This is a genomic window from Clostridia bacterium (assembly GCA_017394805.1).
Taxonomy (GTDB): Bacteria; Bacillota; Clostridia; order Christensenellales; family CAG-1252; genus RUG14300.
This window is the reverse complement of sequence record JAFPXC010000027.1, coordinates 1-18,388: the sequence shown is the minus strand read 5'-3', so window position 1 is coordinate 18,388 and position 18,388 is coordinate 1. Positions and strand designations below refer to the sequence as shown.

Below are 18,388 nucleotides of genomic sequence, written 5' to 3'. Positions count from 1 at the left end.
TATGGAAGTCTTGCGCGTGGTAGGCGTAGGTATGGTGGGCGTTTTGCTTTCCCTCCTACTCAAAAAGGACAAGCCCGAGTGGCACCTTCTCGTCTTGGTGGTCACGGGCGTGGTGGTGCTCACCATCGTCCTTTCTTCCATGACCTCGGTCGTCAACGCGTTCGGCGCGTTGCTTTCGGCGGGCGGTGTAGACGACGCCTTGTTTTCGGGCGTGCTCAAAATAGTGGGCGTAGGCTACCTTACCGAGTACGCGGCCTCGGTCGCGGGCGACGCGGGCGTGCAGTCGGTGGGCGACAAGATACAGTTGGCGGGCAAGATCGCGGTCTTTCTCATGGGGCTGCCCATCGTCACCGCCTTGGTGCGCACCATCTCTTTGCTGCTATGAAACGCCTTGTCTTCCTTTTGTCTATCACGGTTTTTCTTTCCGTCGCGTTGGCGTTCGTCCCCCGCGCCACCGCCGCCGCCGACTCGGCTTCCCGCGCCGAGGAAGAGTTGGAAGAGTACGTCGATCGCAATCTCGACGCCTTGGACGTCGCGGAGTTCGAGACCTTTTGTCGGGGCTTGGCGGGGGGCGACGTCTCGGTGCGCGAGACGATGGCCGCCCTCATCAAGGGCGAACTCTCCCTCACCCCGCGCGAGTTGCTGTCCTTGGTGTGGTCGGCGTTCACCTCTTCCTTTACGCGCGTTTTGCCATCCTTGGCCATCATCGTGCTCATCTCGCTGTTGTTCAATCTTTTGATGGGGCTCACCCAAAACTTTCTCAGGCGCCAGACCACCGACGTGGTTTATTTCGTCTGTTACGGCGCGGTGTTGCTCACGGTCGTCACCATCGTCGTGAACGTGGTGACTTCCGTCCGCAAAACGGTCACCTCTTTGGTATCGGTGATGAATCTCGTCACGCCGCCCCTCACCACCCTTATGACGGCTTTGGGCGCCTCTTCGACGTCCGCTTTGTTCCGTCCGCAGTTGGCGTTTTGTTGCACGTTGGTGGGGGACGTCATAGCCAATATCGTACTTCCCCTATTCATTGCCTCGGTGGTGTTTTCCGTCGTCGGCAATCTTTCGGACAGCGTGCGGCTGGACAAATTGCAGTCGGCCACGCGCTATATCGTTGGCGTGGTTCTGGGCGTCGTCTTCGGCCTGTTCACCACCTATCTCACGGTGGCGGGCATTGCCGGCAGTATGGCCGACACCATGTCCGTCCGCGCCGCGCGCTACGTCATCGGCTCCTACCTGCCCCTTTTGGGCGGCTACATTTCGCAGGGCTTCGACTTGGTCACGGCTTCCCTCAACCTCATCAAAAACGCCTTGGGCGTGTACGCCGTCCTCACCGTGCTCACGGTGGTCTTGGGCCCCTTGCTCGAACTCACCGCGCTGGTCGTCGGCCTCAAACTCACGGCGGGGCTCATCGAGCCCATCGGCGACCGCCGCATGGCGTCCTTCGTCTCCTCTGTGGGCGAATGTATGCGCTCCCTTCTCGCCGCCGTCGCGGGCGTGGGTTTCACCTTCATCGTCACTTTGTTGTTGGTGATGTGTTCGGTGACCATGGTGTTGTAGTATGGGTTGGCTGTTGGGTGTGGTCGGCGTAGTCCTGTTGGGCGTTTTGGCGGACGTACTCCTTCCTCGGGGGCAAATGAGCAAGTACGTCAAGGGCATTTTCGCCGTCCTTCTTCTTTTCGTCATCATCACCCCCGTCGCGCGCTTTTTTCGACAGGATATCCGCCTTACCGACCTCATCAATTTCGACGCGGGCAGTTATGAACGGGACGAGTCCTACATAGATTTTATTGAACTCGAACGCAGGCAGCAATCCCTCTCGACCATTCGTGCCCGCTATGCCGCCGTGTACGACCTTACGGTGGACGAGGAGAGGGGCGTGGTGACGGTGTACGTTCGGGGCGATGCGCCCGACGGCTTGGGCGAATACGTGTGCATCGTGATGTCGGTCGAACCCGAGGAGGTGGTCATTGTTGAAAGCGGATAGTTGCAGAGGGCTTTGGGAGCGCCTGCGCGCAAGCGCCTTGTGGGCCAAACTCCGTTCCCCCGGCGGCCCCGTCCTCGTTGCCCTCACGGTCGCTTTGGTCGCGGTGATGATCTATATGGCGTGCAACCTGCATTCGTGCGGGGCCTCGACTTCGGGCACCATCGCTTCCTCGGGTGGCAGCCTGTGGCGCACCTCGGGCACCACGTCGAACGACGACCTCTCGGCCATTCTCTCGCGCATAGAGGGCGCGGGCAGTACGGACGTCTTGGTCACCTACGACCGTTCGGGCGCTCTGGTGGGCGTCATCGTAGTCAGCGAGGGCGCGGGGGATAGCGGGGTGTCCGTTCGCCTTATGCGCGCCGTCCAAACGGCCACGGGCGCCGACTTGGACCAAATCCAGATTTTCACCAAAGACAAATAGCCGCGCGTTCGCTCTATGCAGACCGAATCCGCCAACGAAAAACCGCCCCCGCGAGTAGGGCGGCATAAAACAAAAAAAGAAATCGATCTCACAATTCGTGACATTTCCCACCTCAAACAAAGTTTGCAGGGACATCGATTTCAATAGCAGTATACACCGCCCCACCGGGCGTTGTCAACGAAAATACAATATCTTGGAGGTAGATATGAAAGGCAACGACAAACAAAAAACCATCAAACAAAAAGACGTCAACGCGGCGGAGCCCAAAGACAGCAAGAAGCGCACCCGCTCGGGCAACGGCAAAAAGATCTTCGTCATCGTGGCGATGGTCGTCCTTCTCGTGGTAGCGGCCTATCTCAACGTGCTTCTCTCCCAGCGCGCCGCCGCCAAGAACAACAACGTGCAGGCCCGTCAGGATTCCGAGGTCACCACGGCCACCGTGTTTTCCGCGATGAAGTCCGATCGTGACGCCGTCCGTCAGCAGACCTACAGCTATTTGGATTCCATCATTCGTTCGGACGCCTCGTCCGCCGACGCCAAAGCCGCCGCCGAGGAGAAGAAACTCACCCTTTTGGAGTACAGCGGCGAGGAAGTCGTCTTGGAAAACCTCATCAAAGCCCGCGGGTTCTCTGACGTGTGCGTCACGATGTCCGCCAACAACGTCAACGTCTTGGTGCAGGATTCCGACCTCACCGCCGCCGAAGTCGCGCAGATCCTCTACGTAGTCACGGAGGAGACGGGGCGGGAGGCGACCGACGTCATCATCGTCCCCAAATCCTAAGGCGAAGGGGCGAAATTGAGCGATTGAGCGGGTCATCCGCTCTTTCGCTCAAACCATGTACGCTCAGTACGTTGGGTTTTCGCTCTTTCGTTTGGATGCCCACTCACTCATCTCAATTTCATTCCCTTCGCCTTAGGATTTTGCCAAACCTTATCCCGCCGCAGGCGGATTTCTCCCGAGTCATAGCCTTGGATTTCTCCCGTCGTAGACGGATTTCTCCTTGCCGCAGGCAAGATTTCTCCCGAATGCTTTGCATTCGGATAGCACCCCTTTTCTCATCTTAATTCCCCTCTCTTATCGTCAAGATTGTGTATAATTCACAACGGCAAAGGCCGTTATCCCCGAAGGGTACGTTACCCTAAAGGGCACCGTCATTCCGAGGCACTCGAGGGATCCCCTAAGTGACGGCAAGCCGTCATCCTGAGCTTGTCGAAGGATCCCCTAAGCCGAGCCATCTATCCCCCTTCGCCTTGCCGACACCCATCAATTTTAACACAACGCAACGAAATTGCAATTAACGCCGCAACAAGCGGCAATTCACGGCGGCATGGCCGCCAATCCACGCATTTTATTCCCCACCGCAACTCGCGCTTTGCGCGAACTTCACTCAAGGCTGTGCCTTGAACTCCACTCGCAACGCGAACTTCACTTTTGCTCTGCGAAAACTTCACTATTTACTTATATCAAATAATATTTGCCATTCTACCAAACTTGTGTTACAATATATATTGCCGAGGTGTCAGCCCTCGGCCAAAGGAGTACGTATGGCGAAAAACGAAGAACGGTATGAGGACATTATCGCTTCCATCGTGGTATCCACGGTCTCGCAGATAGAGGGCGTGGCCGATTTGTCGTTGGACAGCGGCGCCACGTTTTCGGGCAAGTTGTTCCGCTCCACGTCCAACAGCGTGCAGGTCACGCTGGTCGGCGCGGGCGAAGTCGTCGTGGATATCTGCATCAAGGCCTACTACGGCACCCGTGTGCCCGAGCTTGCCTACGCCATTCAGTCCGCCGTACAGGAGAAGGTGAAAAACAGCACGCCCTACAGGGTTCGCAACGTCAACGTCCACGTGGTCGGCGTGGTTTTCAGATAAGAGAGGCACAAATGGACAAAGAAGAGGTGGCGAGCCGTCGTCAGGCGCGCGAATTCATATTTACGTTGATATTCGAGTATTCTTTCCGCAGGGAGGTCAATCAGCAGTCCTACGCCATGTGCGAGGCCGTGCTGTCCGAGCCTGCGCAGTATTATTTCAAAGAGACTTTGTGGAGCGTCGTGGAGCACTACGACGAGATGGTCGCTCTTTTGATGACCAAGGTCAAGGGCTATTCTTCGCCCGACCGTCTCAATCGCACCGACCTCGCCGCCATGGTCTACGCGGCCTACGAGCTCACCTACCGCCAGGATATTCCCGCCGCCGTGGTCATCAAGGAGACCGTGGAGCTGGCCAAGAAATTCGGCGGGGAGAAGAGCGGCTCTTTCGTCAACGGGGTTTTGGGCGCCCTTGCCAAGGACAGATGATGGACGCGCCCTCTATTTCGGTTTCCCAACTCAACGGCTACATTCGCAAGGTGGTGTCCGCCGAGGGCGCCTTGCGCAATATTTGCGTATTCGGCGAGGTGTCTTCCTTCAAGTACACGGGCCCCAACGCCTATTTCACCTTGAAGGACAAGGACGCCGCCATTCAATGCTGTTGCTTCAATGGGCGCAAGACCTACAACCCCACCAAAGAGGGCGAGTCCGTCCTTTGCACGGGCTCGGTGGACTACTACGTCAAGGGCGGCAGACTTTCCTTTATCGTCAACACCATTCAGCCGGTAGGCGCGGGGCGACTGCACCTTCTTTTGGAGCAACTCAAAGCCAAGCTCACCGAGGAGGGGCTTTTCTCGCCCGCGCACAAGAAACCCATTCCGCCTTTCGCGCGCCGCGTGTGCGTCGTCACCAGCAAGACGGGCGCGGTCATTCGTGACATCGTGCGCACCGTCCGGCTCACCAACGACGTCATCGACATCGACGTTTTCGACGTGCGCGTGCAGGGCGACGCGGCCGCCGCCGAGATGTGCCGTGCGCTCGCTTTGGTGGATACGTTGGGGTACGATTGCGTCATTTTGGCGCGTGGCGGCGGCTCGTTCGAGGACCTCATGCCATTCAACGACGAGCAACTTGCGCGCGTCATCTACGCTATGCGCACGCCCATCATTTCGGCCGTCGGGCACGAGACCGATTTTAGCATCTCGGACTTCGTGGCGGATTCCCGCGCGGCCACGCCCACCGCGGCGGCGCAGATGATCGCCTACGACGTTTCGGCCATCAAGGCGCAGGTGGTGCGCGATTTGGAGCGCTCGTACAATCGTCTTTTGGGTATGCAGCGCGACAACGAGAATCGCGTTCGCCACGCTGCCATCTCTCTTTCGGACAAGGCGATGTTGCGCCTTACGGGGGCGGAGCACGCCTTGCAGCGCCAGATACAGCGCCTTTCCCTTGCCGCCGACAACGCCCTTGCCTCGCGTGAGCGCGCCGTGGATAAGTTGACGGACACGTTGTCCGCCCGCAATCCCGCGCGCCTTCTCAAGAGCGGGTATTCCCGCCTTCTCAAGGACGGCCGCAACGCCGACTACGACGACGTAGGGGTGGGCGACGCCGTGGACGTGGTGTCAGCCAAAGGCGTTTTGACTTGCGAGGTCAAAGCCAAACGCGATACGGTGCTCGTCACCGAGGAATAGCCAATTTTTCGCGGTCACGTTGGCCGCCGATCGTTCCCCTCGTGGGACAAGGAGCAATATGGAATTTGAAAAGTTATTGAGCGAATTACAACAAGTCGTGGACAAGTTGGACGACCCCGCCACGGGGCTTGACGAGGGCATTGCCCTTTTCAACCGCGGCATCGAGTTGTCCAAGCAATGTATGCGTTTGCTCGCCGAGAGCAAGGGCAAAGTGAGCCTTCTCAAGAAGGAATTGGACGCAGTCACGTCCGAGGCGTTCGACGTGGACGCCGACAACAACTGATATATCCGCTTCGGCGAGTATATACAAGATAATACAATGGCGCAGTATCCTAGTCAGGACTCGATGCAAAGAGGGCGGGGTTAAAATATCGCCGAAGGGCACATCGATGAAGTTTCTTGTGTTGGCCTGTTATGCCCAATAGCGGGTTGATGCTGGGAGTTAAGATTAGTGGGCGAGCAACAATGGCATGTCGCACCCGACCCACTTTTCGCGGAGACCTGTTGCGGTGGGCGTAAAACCACCTACTGGACAGGATTAAACCTGCAATGTGGCTAATTGCTATGTGCAGCGTAGCCTGCCTTGAGTGATACGGGTGAATGGAGAACGACGGTACCGACTAGGCATAGTCCAACCCGATTGCTTCTGAAACCCCTATTGCAAAAGAGGCTAAGTGCTTCGAGGACTGTTAAGGAAAGCTTCTAGGCTGAGCGTTCGGGATTATAGTGTACGCTAAGTGGCGATTCGGTGCCAATAGGGACGCGAGGGTAAAGGGAAACCGCTCATTCGGCGACGGTGAGTCCTCGGTCGGGAAATCCTACCGAACCTAAGGTGCAAGGTTTACCGAGCGCGATGCCATTGTATTATTATTTTGAATTGACGAACGCGCATAGTTTGCCGTCGTTCGGGTTATATATGGAAGAACGAGAAGCAACCCCCAAAACCGACAAGGGCGACAAGCCCGACAAGTCCAAAAAGCATCGGCACAGCGCCAAGGCGTATGTGTGGCCTCTGCAGGCCACGCTCATTTCCCTCGTCTTGGGGTTGGTGGTGGCGTTCGGCGCCGAGGTCGCCCTCAGCGACGCGGCCATCGCCGTTGCGGTCGTTCTCATCGTGGTGCTCATTCTCTTGGGCGTCTTGTTCGACATGATGGGCTTGGCGGTCGCCAGTTGCGATCCCGTGCCCCTTCGCAGTATGGCCGCCCGCAAGGTCAAGGGCGCTCGGCACGCGTTGACGCTTTGCGACAATGCGCACAAGGTCAGTAGCGTTTTCAACGATATCGTGGGCGATTCCATCGGCGTCGTCACGGGCGTTTGCGGCGCGGCGTTGGCCGCCGAATTGGCGGGCGACTTGGACGGGTTCAAGCGCATCGCGGTCGCCGTAGCGGTATCCGCCGCCATCGCGGCTTTGACCATAGGCGGCAAGGCGGCCATGAAAGGCGTCGCCATTCGTCACAGCACCCGCATCGTTTTGCGCATCGGCAAGTTGATGGCGCTCTTCCGCAGCGAGAAACGCCGTTAGCGCGGATTCTACCCATACGTTATAGGCAAAATAGTACCATATCGAGCGAAAGGATTATGAGAATAGACGTGTATCTTGTCCAAAAGGGCTTGGCTCCCACCCGCACACGCGCCGCCAATATGATCAAATTGGGCGGCGTTTTCGTCAACGGTCGCAGGGTAGACAAGGCCTCTTACGACGTAGCCGACTCCGATGCGGTCACGGTCACGGACGTCATCGAGTACGCCTCTTTGGGCGGGCTCAAATTGGCCAAGGCGTTTTCCGAGTTTCATATTTCGCCTCGTGGCCGCGCGGTGGATATCGGCGCGTCCAACGGCGGCTTTACCCATTGTTTGCTGTTGCACGGCGCCCAAAAGGTCTACGCCGTGGACGTAGGGGAGTGCGCCTTGCCCGACTTTTTGTTGCAAGACGCCCGCGTCGTTTCCATGCCCAAGACCAACGCCCGCGCCCTCACCGCCGACAACGTCGAGGGGCCGGTGGACTTCGGCACGGTGGACGTCAGCTTCATTAGCGTCACCTATATTCTCCCCGTGCTGTACGACTTGCTCTTGGCGGGGGGCGAGGCCGTCGTCTTGGTCAAGCCGCAGTTCGAAGTCGGGCCTCGTTTTCTCACCAAGACGGGTGTCGTGCGCGACGCCAAGGCGCGGCTTGGGGCGCTCGAACGGGTGAAAAGCAGTGCGGTCGCTTTGGGTTTCACTGTGGTCGGCTCGTGCGAAGTTCCCCTCTTGTTCGAGGACAAAAACGTGGAGTATCTCCTGTATTTGCGCAAGCCCCTCTGACCTATCGAGCGGAATATACGCATATTTTGCAAATCACAAGAATATTTATGCAAAACGCTTGCTTGTCCTCTTTCAAATATACTATAATAACATTGTGAAATTTGCCGTTTGTCTCAATGAAGAAAAATCCGAAGCGCAAGCCGTTGCGCGTTCGTTGTGCGAGGTTCTCCGTCGGGAGGGCGTCGCTTTTTATACGGCGCGGCAGTCGCTCGAGGCGGACACGGACGTCGTGTGCGTGGTGGGCGGCGACGGCACCTTGTTTTCCTACGCGCATTTGGCCGTCGAGGCCTCTTTGCCGATATGGTTCATCAACGCGGGCTCGGTCGGCTTTTTGGCCGAGAGCACGGCGGATTTATCCGCCCGTGTGGCGCGTATCGAGGCGGGGGATTATCGTTTGGACAGCCGCGAGTTGCTGTCGGTGACGTGGGGCGATCGGTGTTATCTTGCCCTCAACGACGTGTGCCTCATGCGCGACACCAAGCACCTCCAGACCATCACCCTCACGGTTTCCACCGATGCCGAGACGGTCGCCGCCTATCGCGGTGACGGCGCGTTGGTGTGCACTGCGTTGGGGTCTACGGGCTACGCTTTGTCTGCGGGTGCGCCCATCATGGCGCCCTCCGCTCACGGCATGATGTTCACGCCCATATGCGCCCACAGCCTGTTGGCGAAGTCGGTGCTGTTCGGCGAGGCCGATCGCGTGCATTTGCGCTCGGCGGAGCCGTCCGTTCTCTTCGTGGACGGCGTATATACGGGGCTCGTGGAGGCCCGAGAGGTCGTAGTGGCGTTATCCGACGCCAAAGTGTCCTTCGTTCGCACCGAAGGGCAATCGTTTTTCGAGAAAGTAGGCGGCAAATTGCTTTGAATCCCGGCAGTTTCCCGTAAAAGAGAGGATATAATGGATCGCAACGAGAGGAAAAGAAAGATTATCGAAATCGTCAAAAACAACGCCATCGAGACCCAAGAGGAATTGGTGGCTATGCTCGAGACCATGGGGTACGCCGTTACCCAAGCCACCATATCGCGCGACATCAAAGAACTCAAATTGGTCAAAATCAACAAGGACGGGCGCTATCGCTACGCCGTCCCTTCGGACAACAGCAATTTCCAAGACGTCCAGAGCAGTATGCTCAATCTCTACCGAGAGACGGTCAAGGATATCAAAGTGTCCCTCAATATCATCGTCGTCCGCACCAAAGCGGGCAACGCCGGCTCGGTCGCGGCCATGCTGGATTCCCTTGCCCTTCCCAAGGTCATCGGGTCGGTCGGCGGCGACGACACGGTCTTGCTTGTGGCGGAGTCTGTTTCCGCCGCTCTCGAAATCGCGGAGAAATTGCACGAACTTTTCTAAGGCCGTATGCTGCTTTCCCTATCCATTCGCAACATAGCGCTCATTGAGGAGTGCACCCTCACTTTGGAGCGAGGGCTCAATATCTTGTCGGGCGAAACGGGCGCGGGCAAGTCTATCATCATAGACGCGTTGTCCTTCGTCTTGGGCAGTCGCGCCGACAAGTCCCTCATTCGCTACGGGGCGACCTCGGCCACGGTCGAGGCGGTGTTTACGGTGGACGCGTCCCTCTATCCGCTTATGGAAGAGATGGGGCTGGAAGGGGAAGATACCGTTGTCGTCAAGCGCACTATGACCGACAGCCGACAGGACGTCAAGGTCAACGGCGCCGCCTTCAGCCTCGCCATGTTGCGCCGTCTCACCGCTTCGTTGGTGGACATTCACGGCCAGCACGAGCACCAGAGCCTTCTCAGGACGGAGACGCATTTGGACGTATTGGACAGGTACGGCAATCTCCAAAAGGAACTTGCCGAGGTAGCCGAGGCGTACGACGCCTACCGCGCGGTCGCGAAAGACCTCGCCCGATTCGGTGACGAGGCCGAGCGTGCGCGCCGGTTGGACACCCTTGCGTTTCAAATAGAGGACATCACCAAGGTCAACCCCCAAGAGGGCGAGGAAGAGGAGCTTCTCGCCACCCGCGACAAAATGCGCAACGCCGAGAAGATCGTGGGCGGCGCGGCCGAGAGCCTTTCGCTGTTGGACGGCGACGAGGGCGTAGGCGCGTTGCAGGCTTTGTCTTTGGCGTTGTCGCGGCTCAATTCGGTCAGCCGTTACGACAAGGTTTTGGAAGATTGGGCGGATCGTTTGGACAGCGTCAAGATAGAGGTGGACGACGTCGCTTCGGGGCTGCGTGATTACGTGGAGAGTTTCGATTTCGACGCCCGCTACGCCGACCGAGTGGAGCGGCGTGTGGACGAGCTCAAACGGTTGAAGCGCAAGTACGGCGCCACCGTCGAGGAAGTTTTGGCGTCTTTGGCGCAATATCAGGCCGAGTACGACGCGCTTCTCAACGCGGAGGCCGAGATAGAAAAACTCACGCGGCGCAAGGATGAATGCACCCGTCTTTTGTACAACGCTTGCGTGCGCCTTTCGCACGCCAGGCAGCAGGCCGCTCGTCGTTTCGAGGCGGACATCACCGCCCAACTCAACGACTTGGCCATGAAAGGCACGCGCTTTTCGGTGTCTTTCGCTCCCTTGCCCGACGTGGACGATTTGGCCGACAAGGTCACCAAGAAAGGGCTCGATTCGGTGGAGTTTCTCATTTCGCCCAACGTGGGCGAGCCGCTCAAACCCTTGGCCAAGATCGCTTCGGGCGGCGAGATGAGCCGCTTTATGTTGGCGCTCAAGAATATCATCGCCCGTTTGGACAACGTGGACACCTTGGTTTTCGACGAGATCGACACGGGCATCAGCGGCGTGGTGGCGCACACCGTCGCCAAGAAGTTGTACAATATCAGCAGCACCAAGCAGGTCATCGCGGTCACTCACTTGCCCCAGCTCGCCTCGTTCGCCGACCACCACTACCTCATCGAGAAGTCCACCGTAGCGGACAAGACGCGCACCGATCTTGTTCTGTTGTCGGGCGAGAGTAGGGTAGCGGAAGTCGCTCGTCTTGCAGGGTCTACCACCCAGGCGGGGCTTCAGCACGCTTCGAGCCTCATCGCCGAGGCCGCCCGCTACAAGGACGAAGGGTAGTTTTTTCGCCGTGCGCTTTGGGTCGGCGCACATTTTCCCCCCCCAACGTACCCATCTTATCGGCGCCATCTATCGGTGGTTGCCGATTTTTCGTATAGTTTCCCCTCTTCTTGATACACTAAGCCGAAGAGGGTTTTTGTGAAAAGAAAGTTTTTTGTTTTCCTTGCGGTTATCGTTTTTCTCACGGCGTTTTTGCCTTTCGACGCGGCCTATGCCGAGCCGACGGAGGTCGAGGTCTATTTGGGCGGCACCCATCTTTCGGTGGATATGGTGACGGACGGCTTGGTCGTCGTCGGCTTTGCCGAAGTACCCACGGCTGCGGGTATGCTATCCCCCGCCAAGGCGGCGGGGCTTGCGGTAGGCGACGTTTTGTGGGCGATAGACGATGCCCCCGTCCGCACCCGCTACGACGTACAGCGCGCGCTGCTCGCCGCCGAGGGCGGCACGGTTTCGCTTTCGGTGGCGCGCGACGGGCAGTCGTTGACGCTTTTCGCCACGCCCGCCTACGTCGCCACGGACGGTTATCTCTTGGGCGTCTATCTCCGCGAGGGCGTCGAGGGCGTGGGCACGCTCACCTACGTTCGTGCGGGCGACCATACCTTCGCGGCGTTGGGGCACGGCGTCGAAGATCCCGATACGGGCGGCTTACCCGCGCCGTTTCGCGCCAAGGTCTACGCTTCGCGTATTACCGACGTAATCAAGGGCAAAGCGGGCGAGGCGGGCGAACTGCGCGGCGCGGTGGGTGAGGGCAGTCCCATCGGCACCGTCACCGCCAACACGCCGTTTGGTTTGTACGGTCACGCCGACGAGGCGATGTACGCGGGGCGGCCCAAGGTCAAAGTCGCTTCGCGCGGCGAGGTCAAAGAGGGCGACGCCGTCGTCGTGTGCGCCTTGCGTGACGAAGCGCCGCGCGGGTACGCCGTGCGCATCACGGCTGTCCGCCGACAGTCTTCCCCCGAGCCGAAGGGCATTTCTCTGCAGGTCACCGATCCCCGTTTGCTTGCCGCGACGGGCGGCATCGTGCAGGGCATGAGCGGCAGTCCCATCTTGCAGAACGGTCGCTTGGTGGGCGCGGTCACGCACGTTTTGGTGGACGATCCCACCTCGGGCTACGGCGTATATATCGACTTTATGCTCGCCGAAGGCTGATAATGGTGAAGTTTTGTCTATGCAAAGTGAAGTTGTACGCATTGCGTACAGTGAAGTTTTCGCTTCCGCGAAAGTTTTGGATTATTCTTAATTCTTTTGCTTTCTATTGGCAAATCTCATTCGCGCTTTGCGTGTCCACAACTCGCCGTAGGCGAACTTCACTCAAGGCTTTACCTTGAACTTCACTTGCGAACGCAAACTTCACTTCGCCATAGGCGAAACTTCACTTTTTCCCCGCATAACCTTCCCCTTCCGCGCATAGTATACGCTATGCGCGTTATCTTCTATTCTTTTCGCACGATATGGGCGGATTTCTCCCGCGCCTTTCGCCGCTCCCGCAAGATTTGGCTGTTGGCGCTCTCGTTCGTTTTGCTTGGCGTTGCCGTAGGCGTCGTCACGGCGCTATTGGTGGAGGAGCCCACGCCCACCTGCGTGCTCGGCAGCGTTTTGGCCCATACCTATCGCCCTTTCGCCGTCTTCGGCCGCTTGGTCGCCTGCCTTGCTTTGGGCGTGGTCGTCGTGTACGTTTCGGCGCGGTTTACCCGCCGTTTCCCGTTTTGGGCGTATCTCGCGTTCGTCGGCTACGTTTTGGGCCGAGTCCTCGCGTTCGCGGGGATGGCGGGCGCATTGGGCGTGGGCAGCGTCTTTTTGTGCGAATTTCCCTTCTGCCTTCTTTCCCTTGTCTTCGTCGTCGCTTACTATTGCGACCTGTGCGGCGTGGTGCTCTACACCCTCGATCCTCGTCGCAACCGCCCCTTCGTCCATTCCGCCCTTCGCTTCCTTTTGGTGGGCACGGTTTGCCTTTTTGCCCTCGTCGTAGTCGTGTGGGGGCTGTTTTCCCTCCTTGTCAACGTGGTCGTATAGGCGCGCTCGTGACGATTTTTCCCACCTACGTATAGCCCTTTTTCGCACCGCCATACTAAAATGGAGGTGATTTATGAAACGAATTTTGTATGCACTATGTATTTCCCTTATCGTCGCGCTGTTGGCGTCCTACGTCTTGGGGTGCACCCCCCGCACCACGGCTTCCGCCGAGACCACCGCGCTGGTATCGGGTGTCAAAGCGGCCTACCTTACGGATGCGGACGGCAAGGTGGAGATGTACGCCTACGAGGCCGACCGCCGCTATCCCATCGCCAGCATGGTCAAGATCATGACCGCGCTTCTCACGGTCGAGACCATAGACGAGGGCACGCTTGCCCTTGACGAGAAGGTCGTCGTCAGTCCCACCGCCATGGGCATGGGCGGCAGCCAAATGTTTCTCAACGCGGGCGACGAGTACACTGTGGACGACCTGCTCAAAGGCGTGGTCGTAGTCAGCGCCAACGACGCGTGCGTGGCGTTGGCCGAGCGTTTGGCGGGTTCGGAGGGCGCGTTCGTCGCCCGTATGAACGAGAAAGCGCTTGCGTTGGGTATGCGCAACACGCATTTCGCCAACTGTACGGGGCTTCCCCATCCCGAGGGGTATAGTTGCGCCAAGGATGTCGCCCGTATGCTTCGCGCCTTGGTATCGCACGAGGTCTACCACCGTTACAGCACCATTTGGTTGGAGGATTTCCACCATCCTGACGGCCGCACCACCACCTTCACCAACACCAACAAATTGGTGCGCTTCTATCAAGGTTGCGACGGTGGCAAGACGGGCTACACGTCCGAGGCGGGCTTCTGTTTGGCCGCCACCGCCAAAAAGGCGGATATGCGCGTCGTCAGCGTGATCATCGGTGCCGCGGACAGCAAAACGCGCTTTGCCGAGAGCAGCAAACTGTTGAATTACGCGTTTGCGTCCTATCGCTTCGCCCCCTTGGCCGCCGTCGGTGACGAAGTGGCCGTCGCCGAGGTCAGGTGCGGCAAGGCCAAGACGGTTGCGTTGGGCGTTCGCCGTCCCTTGGGCGTATTGGCTCGGGTAGGGGAGAAGCCCCGCGCCGAATTGCGGTTGGAGCCGACGTCCCTCAAAGCACCCGTTGCCGAGGGCGACGCGGTGGGCAAGGCCTACTTGGTGGTGGACGGCGTAGTCGCGGACGAAACCGACTTGGTCGCTTTGTCCACGGTGGACGAGGGCACCTACGGCGACGCCTTGCATTCCCTGTTGGACGGCTACGCCCTCAAGCGCTGACCGCGCTCGCTACGGGCGACTATCGGTGCCCGTCTGTTCGTACGGTTTCGCTCCCTTAGCCCGCGCGTCGCTCTGTCGAGTGCCCATGGCGAAGCGCGTAGTGTACGGCGTTTGCGCGCGCCCTTCGCTCGGCGCGTCGCACCGCTTGCGAACAGTATATTTTCCCAAGGTAAATTTTTACCTTGGGAAATTTTTATCGTTTTTCCCCGTCGAGCACGCGTTTAAGCAAATACTATGCGTTTTGCGGTTGACAATCCGCGCAGATATGTACTAATATAATAATTATGATATTCAGGATTATTCGCAACAATTACAACGGCGACTGGCGTATGCTTCTGGTCCAACTCCTGGCCTTTCTCGTGGCTTTGTACTTTGCCATCGTGTTGCACGAGGTCGCGCACGGTCTCGTCGCCAAGTGGAACGGGGACGACACGGCCAAATTGGCGGGCAGGCTCACGTTGGACCCCATCAAGCATATCGACATAACGGGCGCCGTTATGATGCTCGTCATCGGCATCGGTTGGGCGAAGCCCGTGCCCGTCAACCCCAACAACTTCAAGTCGTACAAGAAGGGTATGCTCACGGTCGCCACGGCGGGCGTCATCGCCAACCTCATCATGGCCGCCGTGTCCTTGGGTCTCTTGGCCGCCACCGCCGCCTTGTTCAAGGCCACGGTCAAGGCGGAGAATGCTTGGTACTACGTCTGTTACCTGTTCTTGTTTTGGTTTATGTACGGCGCGGTCCTCAATATCTCCCTCGCGGGCTTCAACCTCTTGCCCCTCTTTCCCTTGGACGGCTTCCGTGTGGTCGAGACCTTGACCAAGCCCAACAACCCCTACGTCCTATTTATGCGCCGCTACGGCATATTCATCTATATTTTGCTCATAGGGTTGGGCATCTTGGCGGACTTCACGGGTTGGCCTTGCGACGTATTGGGGATGTACATCGGCGTCATCCAATCGGGCGTCGTCAAATTGATTAATCTCATATTGGGAGCGATATAATGGAAGAATTGGATTTATTCGAAGGCAAAAAGGAGACCTATCAAATCCACGTCAACGAGTACAGTCTGCCGATGGACAAGCTCTTGGAGTTGATCAACAACGCCGAGATCCCCATTCGGGACGTGTTCGTCGGCGACGTCACCAATCAATACCTCGAGTACGTGCGCACGTTGGACGCGGTGGACTTCGACAAGGCCATCTATTTCGTCAGTTACGCCACGCGTATTTTGGACCTCAAGGTGCGTTCCCTTCTCCCGCAGACCGAGGAAGAATACATGGCGTTGGAAGAGGAGAAGCAGTCTTTCATCGACGAGTTGGAGATGCGCCGCATCTTCTTGGATGCTATGAATATGCTCCACGTCCGCGAGACGCTCAACGTATTCGGCATCGAGCCCGAGTACACCCACAAGGACTACAACGTGGTCATTGCGGACGAGGAGTTCAACATGGATGCCTTGCTGGACGCCTTCGCCCACATTATGCACCGCATCGGGGTGGACGCGCCCGAGACCAAGAAAAACACCAAGGTCATCGTCAAGGACCGCTTTACCGTGGTGGACAAGACCAAGGAGCTCATCGTCCTGCTCAAAGAGAAGCGCAGTCTTCACTTCGAGGAGTTGTTTACGGTCGCCGAGGGGGAGCCCGAATACACGATGGGCGAAAAGATCAACACGTTTTTGGCGCTTTTGGAACTATTGCGCCGTCAGTTCGCCACCGTCGAGCAAGAGGAAGAGTTCGGCGCCATCACCATAGGCATCCGCGAAGGCGCCGACCAAATCACGTATGAAGACATTGTAGGCGGCGAGGCGTACCTCTACGACGAGGACGAGTCCGCCAAGGCCAAGAAAGGCAACAAATAAGGAGAAGGTATGAATCCGTACACAGTATTGGTAGAAGGCATGATATTCGCGGCCGGCAAGAGCGGCGTGGAGCACAAGTTCGTTTTGGAGAAGATACCCGCGTTGGACAAGCGCGACCTGGACGAAATCATCGCCGAGTTACAGCGCAAATATCCCGACGACGGCACTTCGGGCGTCGTTCTCTACAACTTCGGCAAGGTGCTTTCCTTCGTCACGCACACGTCCATCGGCGAGCAGTTGGCGGACGCATTGAAACGCAAGAAGCAAAAGGAGTTGTCCACGGCCTTGCTGGAAGTGTTGGCCATCATCGCCTACCAACAGCCCATCACCAAGGCCGAGGTGGAGCAGATCCGCGAGAATCGCAACTGCGACTATGCCATCGGCGCGCTGTGCGAGGCCAACCTCATCGAGGTCAAGGGGCGCAAGGACACGTTGGGCCGGCCGAAACTCTACGGCACCACCCAAAACTTCTTGGAGCGCTTCGAGCTCAAGAGCCTGCGCAGCCTGCCCTCCAAAAAGGAGATCGAGGAGCGCATCAAGATCTTACATATCGAGGCCGAGCGCGAGGAAATGCTTTTCCGCGAGAAGGACGACGAGTTGGGCTCGGACGCCTACAACGAAACGCCCCTCGACACGGTCGCCCCGATTGACGCCGACAATGACGATTACGACGAGGACGAAGCCCCCGTGGGCGCGGGCGAGGACGGCGGCTACGACGACACCGACTACGACGAGGTCGCGGCGGACGAAGCGGAAGCCGATGATGCCGACGATATTGAGGACGCCGACTTTGCCGACGATACCGACGAGCCTTCAGACGAAGCCGATACCGACGAGGCGGAGATTGACGATACCGCCGACGCCTTCACCGACGACGAAGAGGTCTGGGACGACTCCACCGACGACGACTGATCCCACAGACAACTTGTTTCCGTCAGACAAAAAACCCTCGATTTTTCCATCGAGGGTTTCTTTTTTAATTATTCCATAACTCGCCATAGGCGAACTTCCTCATATCTCCTTGATTGGAAGATTATCAAAAAATATTGTATTGTTCTTTATTTTATAATAAATAGCAAAGCCGGCGTTGACGCCATAATGATTTAATTTAGCGAGTATGCAACCTTCTTTCCCTTGAATAAGCGATTTGGGCAATTCGACTTTTGTGGGTACAATCTCATCAATGGTTTCAATATACGGATAGTTTTCCGCCGTAAAGTCTTTAATTGTACAAAGAATCACAACATTCGGACTATCCTTTTTGAGATCAACCATGATTGTAGTTCCGGCTTGATTATCGGGCAAACTTTCTACACTTGTACATAGGATAGGTGTCGGGTTTGGGTCGGGCGTGTCGAGTGGATATAATTCCATTTGTTCTTTCGTTACGCGCGTTCCGTACCCCAAATCGATATAGATTGGTTCGCTCAATACATATTGTTTTTCATATCTGCATAGTAATACTATTGATATATTCGCTTTGTTTGTAGTGGAATCGGGAATGTCTCCTTCGATTCGACTTTCAGTTAGCGGTGAAAGTGTTTCTGCACAGGCACAAAGGATGAAGATAATAATCGATAACAATAATACAAGAATGATTCTTTTCATATCCACTTCAAAATATGAAAAATATACGTAACACTATATTACGCAAAACCATTTTGCGTTTGCTTATACTAAATGCATTAACAAAATTTCTTATGGCAATCATCTTTTCTCCCTTTACTGATATATGCTAATCGTATACTGCATTCCACAATTTTTTAATTATACAACCATACGAACGCCCATTCTTACGAATGGTATCTATACTGCGTATAGATTGGTCGCTGCGCTCCCCGCGTTCGATTGCAAGACGGCGCATCGTCCAGCCTCGCCCCATTGTTCGCCGCGAAGTAGAGTTGCGCCTAACGTGAATAGTACGTCATCCTGAGCCGAAGCAATAGGCTTCGTGTCGAAGGATCCCCTAAGTAGAGGTACAAAAACTTCTTCGCGGCTTCACCTTTTGGTC

Annotated in this window: 21 protein-coding genes; 20 read left to right on the top strand and 1 reads right to left on the bottom strand. The window is 57.1% G+C overall.

Annotated features, from left to right (window positions below; all coding sequences use genetic code 11):
• Position 1: 1 nt before the first annotated feature.
• From II896_06945 to scpB, 20 genes are all read left to right on the top strand, one after another.
• Positions 2–385, top strand: a complete 384-nt coding sequence (locus tag II896_06945) for a hypothetical protein (GenBank protein ID MBQ4444372.1) — start codon at positions 2–4, stop codon at positions 383–385.
• The gene (locus II896_06940) at positions 382–1,557 is read left to right on the top strand and encodes a stage III sporulation protein AE (GenBank protein MBQ4444371.1); all 1,176 of its coding nucleotides are present in this window, start codon (positions 382–384) and stop codon (positions 1,555–1,557) included. The genes II896_06945 and II896_06940 overlap by 4 nt, the downstream gene beginning before the upstream one ends.
• A 1-nt stretch (position 1,558) precedes the next feature.
• On the top strand, positions 1,559–1,984 hold the full coding sequence (locus II896_06935) for a stage III sporulation protein AF (GenBank protein MBQ4444370.1): 426 nt from the start codon (positions 1,559–1,561) through the stop codon (positions 1,982–1,984).
• Positions 1,968–2,405, top strand: coding sequence for a hypothetical protein (locus II896_06930; GenBank protein ID MBQ4444369.1), 438 nt, complete (start codon positions 1,968–1,970; stop codon positions 2,403–2,405). The genes II896_06935 and II896_06930 overlap by 17 nt, the downstream gene beginning before the upstream one ends.
• 205 nt (positions 2,406–2,610) lie before the next feature.
• Positions 2,611–3,186: a SpoIIIAH-like family protein gene (locus tag II896_06925; protein ID MBQ4444368.1), complete on the top strand. Its 576-nt coding sequence runs from the start codon at positions 2,611–2,613 to the stop codon at positions 3,184–3,186.
• Positions 3,187–3,950: 764 nt separating this feature from the next.
• Positions 3,951–4,280: an Asp23/Gls24 family envelope stress response protein gene (locus II896_06920; protein ID MBQ4444367.1), complete on the top strand. Its 330-nt coding sequence runs from the start codon at positions 3,951–3,953 to the stop codon at positions 4,278–4,280.
• Positions 4,281–4,291: 11 nt separating this feature from the next.
• The gene (gene nusB / locus II896_06915; protein ID MBQ4444366.1) at positions 4,292–4,705 is read left to right on the top strand and encodes a transcription antitermination factor NusB; all 414 of its coding nucleotides are present in this window, start codon (positions 4,292–4,294) and stop codon (positions 4,703–4,705) included.
• A complete protein-coding gene (gene xseA / locus II896_06910; GenBank protein ID MBQ4444365.1) occupies positions 4,705–5,907 on the top strand; it encodes an exodeoxyribonuclease VII large subunit in 1,203 nt (400 codons plus the stop codon). Before nusB ends, xseA begins: the two co-directional genes overlap by 1 nt.
• Positions 5,908–5,965: 58 nt before the next feature.
• Positions 5,966–6,190, top strand: coding sequence for an exodeoxyribonuclease VII small subunit (gene xseB, locus II896_06905; protein ID MBQ4444364.1), 225 nt, complete (start codon positions 5,966–5,968; stop codon positions 6,188–6,190).
• A gap of 633 nt (positions 6,191–6,823) precedes the next feature.
• Complete coding sequence (locus II896_06900) at positions 6,824–7,429, top strand: DUF21 domain-containing protein (protein MBQ4444363.1); 606 nt, start codon at positions 6,824–6,826, stop codon at positions 7,427–7,429.
• A gap of 56 nt (positions 7,430–7,485) precedes the next feature.
• Positions 7,486–8,208 (top strand): TlyA family RNA methyltransferase, encoded by a 723-nt coding sequence (locus II896_06895; protein ID MBQ4444362.1) that lies wholly within the window; start codon positions 7,486–7,488, stop codon positions 8,206–8,208.
• 94 nt (positions 8,209–8,302) lie between these two features.
• Positions 8,303–9,073, top strand: a complete 771-nt coding sequence (locus II896_06890; GenBank protein MBQ4444361.1) for an NAD(+)/NADH kinase — start codon at positions 8,303–8,305, stop codon at positions 9,071–9,073.
• A gap of 33 nt (positions 9,074–9,106) precedes the next feature.
• Positions 9,107–9,559, top strand: a complete 453-nt coding sequence (gene argR / locus II896_06885; GenBank protein ID MBQ4444360.1) for an arginine repressor — start codon at positions 9,107–9,109, stop codon at positions 9,557–9,559.
• 6 nt (positions 9,560–9,565) lie between these two features.
• Positions 9,566–11,251, top strand: coding sequence for a DNA repair protein RecN (gene recN, locus II896_06880; GenBank protein MBQ4444359.1), 1,686 nt, complete (start codon positions 9,566–9,568; stop codon positions 11,249–11,251).
• Positions 11,252–11,389: 138 nt separating this feature from the next.
• Positions 11,390–12,400, top strand: a complete 1,011-nt coding sequence (locus II896_06875) for a PDZ domain-containing protein (protein ID MBQ4444358.1) — start codon at positions 11,390–11,392, stop codon at positions 12,398–12,400.
• 270 nt (positions 12,401–12,670) lie between these two features.
• Complete coding sequence (locus tag II896_06870; protein ID MBQ4444357.1) at positions 12,671–13,264, top strand: hypothetical protein; 594 nt, start codon at positions 12,671–12,673, stop codon at positions 13,262–13,264.
• A 73-nt stretch (positions 13,265–13,337) separates the two neighbouring features.
• On the top strand, positions 13,338–14,513 hold the full coding sequence (locus II896_06865) for a D-alanyl-D-alanine carboxypeptidase (GenBank protein ID MBQ4444356.1): 1,176 nt from the start codon (positions 13,338–13,340) through the stop codon (positions 14,511–14,513).
• A 284-nt stretch (positions 14,514–14,797) separates the two neighbouring features.
• A complete protein-coding gene (locus tag II896_06860; protein ID MBQ4444355.1) occupies positions 14,798–15,517 on the top strand; it encodes a site-2 protease family protein in 720 nt (239 codons plus the stop codon).
• The gene (locus II896_06855; protein ID MBQ4444354.1) at positions 15,517–16,377 is read left to right on the top strand and encodes a segregation/condensation protein A; all 861 of its coding nucleotides are present in this window, start codon (positions 15,517–15,519) and stop codon (positions 16,375–16,377) included. The genes II896_06860 and II896_06855 overlap by 1 nt, the downstream gene beginning before the upstream one ends.
• Positions 16,378–16,386: 9 nt before the next feature.
• Positions 16,387–17,289: an SMC-Scp complex subunit ScpB gene (gene scpB / locus II896_06850; GenBank protein MBQ4444353.1), complete on the top strand. Its 903-nt coding sequence runs from the start codon at positions 16,387–16,389 to the stop codon at positions 17,287–17,289.
• A gap of 99 nt (positions 17,290–17,388) precedes the next feature.
• Here the strand turns inward: scpB and II896_06845 are convergent, their stop codons facing one another.
• Positions 17,389–17,985, bottom strand: coding sequence for a hypothetical protein (locus II896_06845; GenBank protein MBQ4444352.1), 597 nt, complete (start codon positions 17,983–17,985; stop codon positions 17,389–17,391).
• Positions 17,986–18,388 lie beyond the last annotated feature (403 nt).